Origin of the sequence: Nitrobacter winogradskyi Nb-255 (genome assembly GCF_000012725.1) — a bacterium.
Lineage (GTDB): Bacteria > Pseudomonadota > Alphaproteobacteria > Rhizobiales > Xanthobacteraceae > Nitrobacter > Nitrobacter winogradskyi.
The window spans coordinates 2,828,117-2,841,127 of record NC_007406.1; the positions used below are offsets into that span (position 1 = coordinate 2,828,117).

Below are 13,011 nucleotides of genomic sequence, written 5' to 3' on the forward strand. Positions count from 1 at the left end.
TCCCCCGCGCCGATGACGACACCACGACCCGCCTTCGCGCGCGAACCATGACAACGGCTGCGGGCGCCCGCTTGTAAACCTTCCACTGTTTGCGGAGCCTGCACCCGGCTCAACGAAAGCTTTCTGCAATTAAGTCGATTTTTACTTTGGCAGGTCACTATAGCGTCAGTCGGTTGTTAGGTCCCGCGTCGCCGACAGCGTCGCCTGAGTCAGAGTATTCGAGTCATGGGTGTGTCGCGTCGCGGGGCGTCTGCAAGGGCGCCCCGCACTAAATTTGACTCTCCCGTTTCGCGCATCATCATTGGCGATTGCGTCGCCGGGATGTCGAAACTTCAAGCCGGATCGGCCGATCTGATCTTTGCCGATCCGCCGTATAATCTGCAACTCAAGGGCGATCTCAAGCGTCCCGACGAATCGCACGTCGACGCTGTGAACAGCGATTGGGACAAGTTCTCGTCCTTCTCCGCCTATGATGAATTCACCCGCGCCTGGCTGCTCGCCTGCCGCCGCGTCATGAAACCGTCGGCCACCATCTGGGTGATCGGATCGTATCACAACATCTTCCGCGTCGGCGCGATCATGCAGGATCTCGGATTCTGGGTGCTCAACGACATCGTCTGGCGCAAGACCAATCCGATGCCGAACTTCCGCGGCCGCCGCTTCACCAACGCCCATGAGACCATGATCTGGGCCGCGCGCGACGAGAACGCCAAAGGCTACACGTTCAACTACGAAGCGTTGAAAGCCGCCAACGAGGATGTGCAGGCGCGCTCGGACTGGCTGATTCCGCTTTGCACCGGCAACGAACGGCTGAAGGACGAGGACGGCCGCAAGGTTCATCCGACCCAGAAGCCCGAGGGTCTCCTGGCGCGGGTGCTGCTGTCGTCGTCGAAGCCGGGCGATCTCGTCATCGATCCGTTCAACGGCACGGGCACCACCGGCGCTGTCGCCAAGCGCCTCGGCCGCAACTATATCGGTTTCGAACGCGACCGGACTTACGCCGCCGCCGCCGAGAAACGCATCGCGGCGGTCGAACCGCTTCCCGAAGCCACCCTTGCCCCCTTCATGACCGCTCGCGAGGCGCCGCGCGTGGCGTTCTCCGAGCTGATCGAGCGCGGCATGATCTCGCCCGGCGCAAAACTCGTCGATGCGAAGAAGCGCCACGGCGCGCTTGTGCGCGCCGACGGAGCCATCATGCTCGGCGACAAGGTCGGCTCGATCCACCGCATCGGGGCCGTGGCGCAAGGCGCGGGCGCCTGCAACGGCTGGACCTTCTGGCACATCGAAACCAGCAAGGGTCTCAAGCTCATCGACGAACTGCGGGCCGAAATCCGCAGCCAGATGGCGAGCGACTGAACACCTGTCACACCCGACATAATGCCGGGCGCACGGCGGTTAGAGCATTTTCCAGCGAAGTGGATACCGGTTCGCCGCAAGAAAATGCGACCAGACAATAAATTTCTGAAGCATTCTCGCTTTTGGTTCAATCAGAAGCGAAGCTCTGGATTATTTGTCCTAACGCGCTTTCTTCACGCGAAGCGGTATCCATCCTCGGGTCGAGCCGGAGGACATGCTCCGCTCGAAAACGCTATGGTAAAACTCGCCCGTTGCATTGATCCCGGAATCCACGCAGTGAATGGCGGTCTTGCGAACGTCCTCCGGTCATTCCCGGTTCAGGTCTCGCCCTACTCAAGCACGGACAGTGGAGTTTTCCGATGATCAAGTTCTATTTCAACGGCGCGCCGAACCCCAACAAGGTCGCGCTGTTTCTGGAAGAGGCCGGCCTTCCTTTCGAACTCGTGCCGATCGACACCCGCAAGGGCGATCAGTTCAAACCGGAATTCCTGAAAGTGAATCCGAACGGCAAGGTCCCCGCAATCGATGACGACGGCGTGTTCGTCTTCGACAGCAACGCGATCCTGCTTTACCTCGGCGAGAAGACGGGCAAGTTCATGCCGGAAAACACCCCGGCCCATCGTGCGCAAATGTTGTCGTGGATGATGTTCATCGCAAGCGGGCTGGGGCCGTATTCAGGACAGGCCGTGCATTTCAAGGATTACGCGCCGAAAGGTCTGGACTACGCGCTCAACCGCTATCAGTTCGAGGCGCATCGTCACTACAAGGTTCTCGACGACCATCTTGCCGGCAACCGCTACATGGTCGGCGACACCTATTCGATCGTCGATATGGCGTTCTGGGGCTGGGCTCGCATGGCGCCCCGCGTGATCGGCGACAGCGTCGCCAAATATCCGAACTTCAAACGGCTGCTGGATGAGGTTTCGGCGCGTCCGGCGGCGGCGAAAGCGATCGCGCTGAAGGATAAGTTCACCTTCAAAACGGAAAACGACGAGGAAGCGCTGGGCTTCCTGTACCGTCACATGAAGACGAAGGTGTCCTGATCCCTCGCCTCGTGGGTAATAAATATAGGCCCTCCGGCTTACGCCGGAGGGCCTTCTTGTTGCTTGCGACGGGTTGCGAGCGCATGGATTTCCATCTCATCACCCAAGCCGTGCGCAATGACCTTGCGCATCAGGTTGGGCAGCGCTTCATCGTTCAGCCGGGCGATCGGGACCCAGCGCATCCCCTCCGGCGCGGCGGTCCGCCTGGCGACGGCTGCGGTATAGACAGCAAGCTCCAGCGGGAAATGCGTGAAAACATGCGTGACCGCGCCAGCCTTGCGCCGCCAGCGCGGCGCGCTTTCAAGGCACGGCGCCTGCTTCAGGGCGGCCGTATCATCCTGCGCGGCGAGCCACGTCGATGTCGGAACTTCGGTCATGCCGCCGAGCAGGCCTTTTGCCGGCCGTGTACGAACCAGCACCTCGCTGCCGCGCCTCACGACGAAGGCCGCGCCGCGCCGCAACTCGCCTGCCTTTTTCGGGGTCTTGCGAGGAAAGGTCTCCTGATCGCCGCGCGCCCGCGCGGCGCAATCATCGCTCAGCGGACACAGCACGCAAGAAGGCTTCTTTGGTGTACAAATGGCGGCGCCAAGGTCCATCAAGGCCTGCGCGATATCCCCAGCGCGTGTCTTCACGTCGCTAGCGCGGCTCTTGCCGTCGCGACCAGCGCGTGTCTTCACGTCGCCAGCACGGCTCTTGCCGTCGCGCCCGGATCGTGATGGCCCGAGCAACGTCGCGGCCAGCGTGTGAATGCGCGGCTTCGCCTTCGGCAGCGGCTCGTCCACGGCGAAAAGCCGCGACACCACACGTTCGATATTGCCGTCGACCGGCATGGTGCGTCGATTGAAGGCGATGGCGGCGATCGCCGCCGCGGTATAGGGACCGATCCCCGGCAGCGCACGCAGATCCTCTTCCGTGTCGGGAAACCGGCCGCCGTGATCGCGCAGCACCTTGACGGCGCAGGCATGCAGATTGCGCGCGCGCGAATAGTAGCCGAGCCCCGCCCACATCCGTAAGATATCGTCGAGCGAGGCGCGCGCCATCGCCGCGACGTCCGGCCAGCGCGCCAGGAACTTTTCGAAGTAAGGCCCGACCGTCTTCACGGTGGTCTGCTGCAGCATGATCTCGGACAGCCAGACCCGATAGGGATCGACCGGCTCGCCGGGCAGCGCGCGCCACGGCAGAAGGCGGCGGTTGCGGTCGTACCACTCCAGCAGCAACACCGGGCGGTTGCGGTCTCCGCCTTGCATCTTGTGCGTGTGACGTATCGCCGTTGCCGCTCGGGCCATCGCGCCATTCTCGTCGATGGAATCAACCTCTCCACGTCATGCCCGGCCTCGTGCCGGGCATCCACGTCTTTTTTGTGAGTTGCCGCAAAAGACGTGCAAAAAACGGGGGATGGGCCGGAACACGTCCGGCCATGACGCCCTCGCGCCAGGCGCATCCAAACGAAAACCCGACATGCTATAGTCCGCCAATGTCCAAGCCCGGCCCGATCTCAGCCAAGCCGCTGTCCGCCCTGCTCGGCCGTGTCTTCTCCGATGCCTATGCGCGGCAGGGATTCGCCTCTCGCGAACTGGTGACCCGCTGGGCGGCCATCGCCGGACCCGAAATCGCCGCGCATTCCGAACCGATAAAGATCCAGTGGCCTCGCCCGGTCGAGGGGCAGCAGCAGGAACCGGCGACGCTGGTGTTGCGGGTCGAAGGTCCGGTCGCGCTGGAGATCCAGCATTCGTCCAATGTCATTTTGCAGAGAGTCAATCGCTTCTTCGGCTGGAACGCGGTCGGCCGGCTGGCCCTGCGCCAGGCTCCTTTGTCGCGCAAGACCTCGCGGCGGAGCGCCCGGCCGCCTGACGCGACCGACGTGGCGAGGGTGGCGGGAACGCTGACCTCGATCGAGGACGACGATCTGCGCGCCGCACTGGCGCGCCTGGGAGCCTCGATCAAGCGGAATTGACGCCATCGTGGACCGCGCTTCCCGCAAGCGCGCCATTGCCACAATTCTGGTTTCAAGCTAGCGAACAAAAGTGTCTTCAGGCGCGCTTGCGCCGTTTCGGGAGCAGACCCTTGATCATCACGCGCCGCGCTTTCAATGCCGCCCTCTCGCTGACCGGCCTCGCCGCCGTCGCAGGTCTTTCGCCCTGGCGCTTTCTCGGCGTCGCCCAAGCCCAGAACGCCACCGCCGCCGACGTCGCCAAACCCGTCTCGCTGCCCGACATGGCGCTCGGGCCCAAGGATGCCGCCGTCACCATCACCGAATACGCCTCGATGACGTGTCCGCATTGCGCGCGGTTCGCCGAAGACGTGTTCCCGAAGATCAAGACGGAATACATCGACACCAACAAGATCCGCTATGTATTCCGCGAGTTTCCGCTCGACATCAAGGCCGCCGCCGGCGCGATGCTGGCCCGCTGCATCGCCAAGGACGACGCCGGAAAATATTTCGCGGTGATCGACACGCTGTTCAAGTCGCAGGACACATGGACGGGATCAAAAACCACGGAATCGCTGAAGCTGATCGGCAAGCAGACCGGACTGACGGAAGGTGAGGTTGAAAACTGCCTGAAGGATCAGGCCCTGCTCGACAAGATCGCAGCCGACCAGAAATACGCCAATGAGGTTCTGAAGGTGAATTCGACGCCGTCGTTCTTCATCAACGGCGACATGGTGAAGGGCGAGATCGCATTCGAGGACTTCAAGAACAAGATCGATCCGCTGTTGAAAAAGTGAGATCAGCAGGCAGGCGCGTGGCGGACAGCGGCCGGGGTTCCAGGGTGTTTCCTCGCTCGAAAACGCGATAACCTTTGAAAAAGCCTCTGGAAAAGCCTGTCCGCGCTGTTGCCCCGGCACGCCGCCATGGCCATTGTCGGACCTCGCGAGGCGCGCGGCCCAAAGCTGCCGACAGGACATATGGTATTGTGACTGTGGGCTGATTCGCGTCTTGCCAGCAGCAGAGTGTCCATGAAACTCACGCGCCTTCGCCTTCACGGCTTCAAGTCGTTCGTTGAACCCACCGATTTCGTGATCGCGCCAGGTCTCACCGGCGTGGTCGGGCCGAACGGCTGCGGCAAGTCCAATCTGGTCGAGGCGCTGCGATGGGCGATGGGCGAAACCTCGTACAAATCGCTGCGCGCCGCCGACATGGACGCGGTGATCTTCGCGGGCAGCGGCAACCGTCCGGCGCGCAACCACGCCGAGGTGGTGATGTCGATCGACAACTCGGATCACTCCGCGCCGGCCGCTTTCAACGAGTCCGAGGCGCTTGAGATTTCGCGCCGGATCGAGCGCGAGTCCGGTTCGGTCTACCGCATCAACGGAAAGGACGTGCGCGCCCGCGACGTGCAGATTTTGTTCGCCGACGCCGCCACCGGCGCGCGCTCTCCGGCGCTGGTGCACCAGGGCAAGATCGGCGAGATCATCCAGGCCAAGCCCGAACAGCGCCGCCGCGTGCTGGAAGACGCCGCCGGCGTGGCCGGCCTGCATGCGCGCCGTCACGAGGCAGAGTTGCGGCTGAAAGCCGCCGAGACCAATCTCACGCGCGTCGAGGACGTGATCGGCCAGCTCGCCGGCCAGATGGAAGGGCTCAAGAAGCAGGCGCGGCAGGCGATCCGTTATCGGGACGTCGCCGCGAAGGTCCGCAAGGCGGAGGCGACGCTGTTCCACCTGCGCTGGCTCGAAGCGCAGGCCGAGGTGGCGGAAGCCGCCCGGACCCATGACCTCAATGTCCGCGAACTGGCCGAACGCACCCGCGAGCAGGCCGAAGCCGCCCGCCTCCAGGCGGAACGCGCGGCTGAACTGCCGGCGCTGCGCGAGGCGGAGGCCCGCGCCGCCGCCGGCCTGCAGCGCCTTATCAACGCGCGCGAGACGCTGGATCGCGAAGAGGAGCGCGCGAAGGAGCGCGCCGCCGAACTCGATCACCGGCTGACGCAGTTTGCCTCCGATGTCGAACGCGAGCAACGGCAGTCATCCGACGCCGACGCCGCCTTGCAGCGGCTCGATGTCGAGGACACAGAACTGAAGGACGAGATCAAGTCGCGTGTCGAGACGCGCAGCGGCGTCGATGAACGCGCGGCGCAGGCGGAAGCGACGCTCGCCGCGGCCGAGGCCACGTTCGCCGATTTGACGCGGGTGCTGGCCGACCTCACCGCCAAACGCAACCAGCTTGAAGCGAACGCGCGGACCCATCGCGATCGTCTCGCGCGCATTGATCAGCAGATCGCGGACGTGCAGCGCGAGACCGAAGCACTGGCGCAGCAGACCAGCGGTTTCGGTGATCTCGACGCGCTGACCGCGGCGATCGAAAACGCGCAGCAGGCGCTGGCGCAATCGGAAAGTTCAAGCCGCGAGCGCGAAGCCGAACATGCCGCCGCGCGAGGCCAGCTCGATGCCGCCCGCGTCGGCGTGGAAGCGGCGCGCGGACCGCTGCAGGACGCCGACAAGCGCGCGCAGCGGCTCGAAACCGAAGCCAAGACCATCGCCAAGATCCTCAACGGCGAAAGCAAGAACCTGTGGCCGCCGATTATCGACGGCGTCAGCGTCGACAAGGGGTACGAGAAGGCGATCGGCGCCGTGCTCGGCGACGACCTCGACGCGCCGGTGGATCCCTCCGCGCCGATGCGCTGGACCGGCGCGGATGTGACGGCGGACGACCCAGTGCTGCCCGAAGGCGTGGAATCGCTTGCGGCCCATGTGCAGGCGCCGCCTGAACTGGCCCGGCGCCTTGAACAGATCGGCGTCGTCGCCAGGGAGCGCGGCGCGGAACTGGTGGCCGATCTGAAGACCGGCCAGCGGCTGGTCTCGCTCGAAGGAGACGTCTGGCGCTGGGACGGCTTCGTGACCGCGGCCCATGCGCCGACCGGCGCGGCGCGGCGTCTCGCCGAGCGCGCGCGGCTTGCCGATATTGAGAGTGAGATCGAGCGCGCACGCTCTGAGGTGTCAGAGCGGCGTCAGGCGCTGGAAGCGGCGCAGCAGGCCGTCGTCGCCGCCAGCCAGACCGTCGCCGCCGCCGCATCCGCCGAAAGCGATGCGCGCAATGCCTGGCGCGCGGCGCAGCGCGAGGTCGATGCGGCGCGCGAACGCCATGCGCGGGCCGAGCGCGAGATCAATCGCCACGCGGCGCGACGCTCGGCGCTGACGGAGGCGCACAGCCGCCTGACCAACGATCGCCTTGAGGCCGCTAGCGCCCATGAAGCCGCGACATCAGCCCTTGGCGAACTGCCGCCGAGCCTCGATACCGAAACAAAGCTCGGCGAGGTGCGGGCCGAGATCGACGGCCATCGGCGCGCCGCCGCGCAGGTGCGCGCCGAAGCGCAGGCGCTGGCGCGCGAAGCCGAACTCGCGGATCGCCGACTGCAAGCGATATCGGCCGAACGCAACGAATGGCAAACCCGCAAGCAGAGCGCTGCCTCGCAGATCGCGACCATCGAGGCCCGCGTGACCGAGGTCAAGGCCGAGCGCGCCGACCTCGACAACGCTCCCGCGCTGTTTGCGGAGAAGCGCAGCGCGATCATCAGCGAGATCGAGCACGCCCAAAGGGATCGCAGGGAGGCGGCCGACGCCCTCGCCGCCGCCGAGGCCGTGATGGCGGAAACCGATCGCGCCGCGAGAGTCTCGCTGGAAGCGCTGTCGAGCGCACGCGAGGCGACGGCGCGCGCCGAGGAGCGCATGGACGGAAGCAAGCGGCGGCTTGAGGATACCGAGCGGGAAATCCGCGACATGCTCGAGGTCGAACCCGACGCGGTGGCTTCACTGGCCGAAATTCAGTCCGGCGTCGATCTGCCGCCGCTGCCGGAGATCGAGGCCGATCTCGAAAAGCTGCGCCGCGACCGCGACCGTCTCGGCGCCGTCAACCTGCGCGCCGAGGAGGAACTGCGCGAGGTCGACACCCAGCACGGCTCGCTCGCCACCGAGCGCGACGACCTGGTGGAGGCCATCAAGAAGCTGCGCACCGGCATTCAGAGCCTCAACCGCGAGGCACGCGAGCGGCTCCTGACCTCATTCGAAACCGTCAATACGCATTTCAAGCGGCTGTTCACCGATCTGTTCGGCGGCGGCGAGGCGGCCCTGCATCTGATAGAGAGCGACGATCCGCTGGAAGCCGGTCTCGAGATCATCGCCAAGCCGCCCGGCAAGAAGCCGCAGACGCTGTCGCTGCTCTCCGGCGGCGAACAGGCGCTGACGGCGCTGGCGCTGATCTTCGCGGTATTCCTCACCAATCCGTCACCGATCTGCGTGCTCGACGAAGTCGATGCGCCGCTCGACGACCACAACGTCGAACGCTTCTGCAATCTCCTGCATGAGATGACGTCGTCCACCGAGACGCGCTTCATCATCATCACCCACAATCCGATCACCATGGCGCGGATGAACCGGCTGTTCGGCGTGACCATGGCCGAGCGGGGCGTCTCGCAACTGGTGTCGGTCGATCTCGAGAACGCGGTGAAGATTCTCGACCAGCACGTCGCGTGACAATTTTACCCTCCCCCTCCAGGGGAGGGTAAAGCCATGATCCCACCCGATCTACCTGCCGAACTGAAAGCCGCATTGCAAAGGAAGGCGCAGGGCCTTTCCCGCAACGATGCGGCCGCTCGCGCGGCGGCGATCTCGCAAACCTATCGGAGCGGCGGCGGTTCGAACACGATCAGAAACGAATCCGACGCGCTTGCCTACGCGCTGGCGCGGATGCCCGCGACCTATGCGGCCGTGGTGGCCAGTCTCAATGCGCTCCGCGAAACACGTCCCAAGTTCACGCCGCTCAGCCTGCTCGACATCGGGGCCGGACCTGGAACAGCGACATGGGCCGCGGCCCAGGCGTTCGAATCCCTCGACGCGTTCTCGGCGATCGACTCCAATCCGGCGCTGCGGTCGCTCGCGCTCGATCTCGTGCGTGATGACTTACGTCTCGCCGGGCTCCGCTATGCGCAACGCGAAGCATCGGCCGGGCTTCGCGATGCGCCTGAAAGCGCCGATCTCGTCATCGCTAGCTATGTCCTCGGCGAGATGCGGATGGAGCGGCAGGCCGCGCTCGCCGAGTTGATGTGGGCGGCGACGCGCGACACGCTGGTTGTCGTCGAACCCGGCACGCCCGCCGGCTACCAGCGTATCCTCGGCTTGCGGCGTCAACTGATCGCGCAAGGCGCGCATGTCATCGCGCCCTGCCCGCACGACGGCGAATGTCCGCTCGCCGCGTTCCCGGACGAAACGGGCGCCGCTTCGCCTCGGGGGAACGCGTCCCGCCAGAATGCCACGCCGGACTGGTGCCATTTCGTGCAGCGGCTGCCCAGATCCCGCGCGCACAAGCATATCAAGGGCGCGGAACTTCCTTTCGAGGATGAAAAATTCAGCTACGTCGTGCTGGCGCGAACGCCTGACAGGCCGCGTCCGGCGCGGGTGCTGGCGCCCCCAATGCTCACCAAGGCGGCGATGCGGCTCAAGCTGTGCCGGCCCGATGGCAGCGTCGGCGTCACGACGTTTCTCCGTCGTGACAAGGCGAGCTATGCCCGCCTGCGCCGGATCGGTTGGGGCGACGCCGTCAACCTGACCGAGACGTGATCACTTGAAGATCAGGATGGCCGCGTAAAGACGTAGGCCAGCCCGGTCAGCATCAGAAGCGCCACCGCCGCCGTGAGCCACGGGCCAGGGTGGCTGCCGAACCAGAATCCCGCAAAGCCGATCGCCATGCCGCCCAGCGCCATCAGCTTGGCTTTTACCGGGATCGCGCCGCGCTCCCGCCAGGCACGCAGCAGAGAGCCAAAACGCGGATGCTGCAACAGCCAGTTCTCGAGCCGGGGCGAGGAACGGGTGAAACAGGCCGCGGCCAGAATCAGAAACGGCGTCGTCGGCAGCACCGGCAGGAATGCGCCGATAAAGCCGAGCGCGACGAAAAAGATGCCCGCCACCAGAAAAACGCCGCGCATCATCCGCGACGTGCCGACACGCGAATCCAGGGCACCGGCCGCACCTGCGCCAAAAGATGGTTCGTCCGCTATCATTTGCTCGCCATCCTGATCCGCCACGTCCACATCCTAGCTTCACACAGAACAAAATACCGGACAACTTGAACTTTTCTAACCGTTTTCCCGACCAAGAACCGCTGTCTTCCGGCGGAGCCTGCCGTTCGCGCGGAATTTCGTCTACGGTGACCGCTTTCGCGTCGTCTCATCAGGAGCTCTTCTCATGTCGACCGGCTTGATTATTTTCGGCGTCATCGTGGCCGCCGCCGTGTTCGCGCTTATCGCGTATAACCGGCTGGTCGCACTCAGCCAGCGCGTCGGACAGGCCTTCGCCGACATCGACGTGCAGCTCAAGCAGCGTCACGATCTGATCCCGAACCTTGTCGAAACCGTGAAAGGCTACGCAGCGCACGAGCGCGGAACGCTGGATGACGTGATCAAGGCCCGGAACATCGCGATGTCCGCGCAAGGGCCCGCGCAGGTCGGCGCCGCCGAGAACCAGTTGAGCGGCGCGCTTGGCCGGCTGATCGCGTTATCGGAGGCTTACCCGGATCTCAAGGCCAACGCCAATTTCCAGCAGCTTGCCAGCGAACTGTCGGACATCGAGAACAAGGTCGCCGCAAGCCGCCGCTTCTTCAACAACGCCGTCCAGGAGTACAACACCGCCATCCAGCAGTTGCCGGCGGCGCTGTTCGCGGGCGCGTTCGGTTTCACGCCGAAGGAGTTTTTCGATCTCGGCGCCAGCCGCGCCACCGTGGAGCAGACGCCTCAGGTGAAGTTCTGAGGTTCTCGCGATGCACCGACACCGGCAGGACAGACTTTCTACGCCCCTCCAGGCGAGGAAAGGGATCGTCCGCGCGACAAGCCCTGCAAACGGATTCGCTTGATGGCGGCCTACGGTCTCTACACCCACATCGCATCGAACAAGATCCGTTCGATGTTTCTGCTGGGTGGGCTGTTCGTGCTGATCTACGTGATGGTGTTCGTCGGCGCGCTGATCGCCGAAGTGTTCCGGCTCGGTGCGGACTATCCGGCGGGGTTTTATATCCGACAAGCCTGGCATGACCTGATCGTCGCCCTCCCCTGGGCCACGGCAGGATCAGTGCTGTGGATCGTGATCGCCTATTTCTTCCACCAGTCGATCATCGACGCGGTCACCGGCGGCCATGACGTCAGCCGCAAGGAACAGCCGCGGCTTTACAACTTGCTGGAAAACCTCTGCATTTCGCGCGGCATTCCGATGCCCCGGCTGAAGGTGATGGACACCGACGCGCTCAACGCCTTCGCGACCGGCCTCAACCGCCGTCAGTATGCGATCACCGTCACCACCGGTCTGATGAACGGGCTCAACGACGAAGAGATGGAAGCGGTGCTCGGCCACGAGTTGACCCACATTCGCAACGGCGACGTGCAGTTGATGGTGGTCGCCGTCATCATCGCGGGCGTCGTCGGCTTCGTCGCGGAACTATGTTTCCGTACCTTCCTGCGCAGCGGCGCACGACTGAGCGGCGGCAGCGGGCGGACGTCGCGCTCATCATCCTCCCGCGGCGGCAAGAGCGGCGGCGCCGTCATCGCCGTGATCCTGGCGATGGTGCTGATCGTGCTGGCCTGGTTCCTGTCGCAAGTGGTGCGGATGGCGCTGTCGCGCTCGCGCGAACTGATGGCTGACGCGGGCTCGGTTGAACTGACCAAGAATCCCGACGCCATGATCTCGGCGCTGCGCAAGATCGAGAACCGCGGCGAACTGCCGGGCGTCACCTCGGCGGTGATGGAAATGTGCGTCGACAACCCGCGTCAGGGTTTCGCCGACCTGTTCGCTACCCATCCGTCCGTCGATACGCGCGTGCGCGCGCTGGTGAGATATGCCGGCGGCCGCGATCCCGGACCGATGCAGTTGCCCGCCGAGAGCGCCGTGGCCGATCCAGAATTACCCGATCTCCCGCCGGGCCCCTGGAGCAAGCCCCCGATACCGAACGCGACGACACCTGACGCCGCGCCGCCGCCGTCTGTTCCCGACCCATGGAGCCATCGCTCCTGATCTTCATCAGCCGTAAACGGTGCTTTGATCCCACCCTTGATGAAGGGATCAATGTCCCTCGAACGCCATCAGCGTCCGCACCGGGACATCCATCGCGCGCAGCTTGGCGGCGCCGCCGAGATCCGGCAGATCGATGATGAAACAGGCCGCCACCACGTCAGCGCCGATCTGGCGTAGCAGCTTCACCGCGCCCTCGGCGGTGCCTCCGGTGGCGATCAGATCGTCCACCAGAATGACGCGCTCGCCCCTGGCGATGGCGTCGACGTGCATTTCCATTTCGTCCGTGCCGTATTCCAGCGCATAGGCCATCCGTACGGTCTGGTGCGGCAGCTTGCCCTTCTTGCGGATCGGCACGAAGCCCGCGGAGACCTGATGAGCTACCGCGCCGCCCAGGATAAAGCCGCGCGCCTCGATGCCGGCGACCTTGTCGATCTTCGAGCCGGCCCAGGGATGCACGAGCTGATCGACGGCGCGGCGGAACGCGCGCGCATCGCCGAGGAGCGTGGTGATGTCCCGAAACATGACCCCCGGCTTGGGGTAGTCCGGAATGGTGCGGACGGAAGCCTGCAGGTCATCTTCGAAAGTCATTCATGTTTCCCCATCAACAGATCGTGCGTCATGCCCA

The 13,011-nt window shown here is 64.7% G+C and carries 11 protein-coding genes; 8 read left to right on the forward strand and 3 right to left on the reverse strand.

What is annotated here, in order from left to right; all coding sequences use genetic code 11:
* Positions 1-225 precede the first annotated feature (225 nt).
* Complete coding sequence (locus NWI_RS13525; RefSeq protein WP_011315806.1) at positions 226-1,356, forward strand: site-specific DNA-methyltransferase; 1,131 nt, start codon at positions 226-228, stop codon at positions 1,354-1,356.
* A 359-nt stretch (positions 1,357-1,715) separates the two neighbouring features.
* A complete protein-coding gene (locus NWI_RS13530) occupies positions 1,716-2,399 on the forward strand; it encodes a glutathione S-transferase family protein (protein WP_011315807.1) in 684 nt (227 codons plus the stop codon).
* 38 nt (positions 2,400-2,437) lie between these two features.
* Here the strand turns inward: NWI_RS13530 and NWI_RS13535 are convergent, their stop codons facing one another.
* A complete protein-coding gene (locus tag NWI_RS13535; RefSeq protein WP_011315808.1) occupies positions 2,438-3,685 on the reverse strand; it encodes an A/G-specific adenine glycosylase in 1,248 nt (415 codons plus the stop codon).
* Positions 3,686-3,873: 188 nt separating this feature from the next.
* On the opposite strand from NWI_RS13535, the gene NWI_RS13540 reads away from it, so the two are divergent.
* From NWI_RS13540 to NWI_RS13555, 4 genes are all read left to right on the forward strand, one after another.
* Positions 3,874-4,353 carry a DUF721 domain-containing protein gene (locus tag NWI_RS13540; protein ID WP_041345120.1) on the forward strand — a complete coding sequence of 160 codons (480 nt, stop codon included), beginning with the start codon at positions 3,874-3,876 and terminating at the stop codon, positions 4,351-4,353.
* Positions 4,354-4,463: 110 nt separating this feature from the next.
* Complete coding sequence (locus NWI_RS13545; RefSeq protein ID WP_011315810.1) at positions 4,464-5,126, forward strand: DsbA family protein; 663 nt, start codon at positions 4,464-4,466, stop codon at positions 5,124-5,126.
* 231 nt (positions 5,127-5,357) lie between these two features.
* Complete coding sequence (smc, locus tag NWI_RS13550) at positions 5,358-8,864, forward strand: chromosome segregation protein SMC (RefSeq protein WP_011315811.1); 3,507 nt, start codon at positions 5,358-5,360, stop codon at positions 8,862-8,864.
* A gap of 36 nt (positions 8,865-8,900) precedes the next feature.
* On the forward strand, positions 8,901-9,947 hold the full coding sequence (locus NWI_RS13555; RefSeq protein ID WP_011315812.1) for a small ribosomal subunit Rsm22 family protein: 1,047 nt from the start codon (positions 8,901-8,903) through the stop codon (positions 9,945-9,947).
* A gap of 11 nt (positions 9,948-9,958) precedes the next feature.
* Here the strand turns inward: NWI_RS13555 and NWI_RS13560 are convergent, their stop codons facing one another.
* Complete coding sequence (locus tag NWI_RS13560; protein WP_049750641.1) at positions 9,959-10,312, reverse strand: YbaN family protein; 354 nt, start codon at positions 10,310-10,312, stop codon at positions 9,959-9,961.
* Positions 10,313-10,571: 259 nt separating this feature from the next.
* Here NWI_RS13560 and NWI_RS13565 point away from each other — a divergent pair, with 259 nt between their 5' ends.
* Positions 10,572-11,132 carry a LemA family protein gene (locus NWI_RS13565; protein WP_011315814.1) on the forward strand — a complete coding sequence of 187 codons (561 nt, stop codon included), beginning with the start codon at positions 10,572-10,574 and terminating at the stop codon, positions 11,130-11,132.
* A gap of 102 nt (positions 11,133-11,234) precedes the next feature.
* Positions 11,235-12,386 carry a M48 family metallopeptidase gene (locus NWI_RS13570; RefSeq protein ID WP_011315815.1) on the forward strand — a complete coding sequence of 384 codons (1,152 nt, stop codon included), beginning with the start codon at positions 11,235-11,237 and terminating at the stop codon, positions 12,384-12,386.
* Between the two features lie 48 nt (positions 12,387-12,434).
* Here NWI_RS13570 and NWI_RS13575 read toward each other — a convergent pair whose 3' ends face one another.
* Positions 12,435-12,974 (reverse strand): adenine phosphoribosyltransferase, encoded by a 540-nt coding sequence (locus tag NWI_RS13575; RefSeq protein WP_011315816.1) that lies wholly within the window; start codon positions 12,972-12,974, stop codon positions 12,435-12,437.
* Positions 12,975-13,011: the final 37 nt, after the last annotated feature.

Bases quoted from the DNA above. Each gene is read 5' to 3' on its own strand.
- NWI_RS13555 (WP_011315812.1), top strand. From the start codon at position 8,901: ATGATCCCACCCGATCTACCTGCCGAACTGAAAGCCGCATTGCAAAGG.
- NWI_RS13565 (WP_011315814.1), top strand. From the start codon at position 10,572: ATGTCGACCGGCTTGATTATTTTCGGCGTCATCGTGGCCGCCGCCGTG.
- NWI_RS13530 (WP_011315807.1), top strand. From the start codon at position 1,716: ATGATCAAGTTCTATTTCAACGGCGCGCCGAACCCCAACAAGGTCGCG.
- NWI_RS13560 (WP_049750641.1), bottom strand. From the start codon at position 10,312: ATGCGCGGCGTTTTTCTGGTGGCGGGCATCTTTTTCGTCGCGCTCGGC.
- NWI_RS13525 (WP_011315806.1), top strand. From the start codon at position 226: ATGGGTGTGTCGCGTCGCGGGGCGTCTGCAAGGGCGCCCCGCACTAAA.
- smc (WP_011315811.1), top strand. From the start codon at position 5,358: ATGAAACTCACGCGCCTTCGCCTTCACGGCTTCAAGTCGTTCGTTGAA.
- NWI_RS13540 (WP_041345120.1), top strand. From the start codon at position 3,874: ATGTCCAAGCCCGGCCCGATCTCAGCCAAGCCGCTGTCCGCCCTGCTC.
- NWI_RS13575 (WP_011315816.1), bottom strand. From the start codon at position 12,974: ATGACTTTCGAAGATGACCTGCAGGCTTCCGTCCGCACCATTCCGGAC.
- NWI_RS13535 (WP_011315808.1), bottom strand. From the start codon at position 3,685: ATGGCCCGAGCGGCAACGGCGATACGTCACACGCACAAGATGCAAGGC.
- NWI_RS13570 (WP_011315815.1), top strand. From the start codon at position 11,235: ATGGCGGCCTACGGTCTCTACACCCACATCGCATCGAACAAGATCCGT.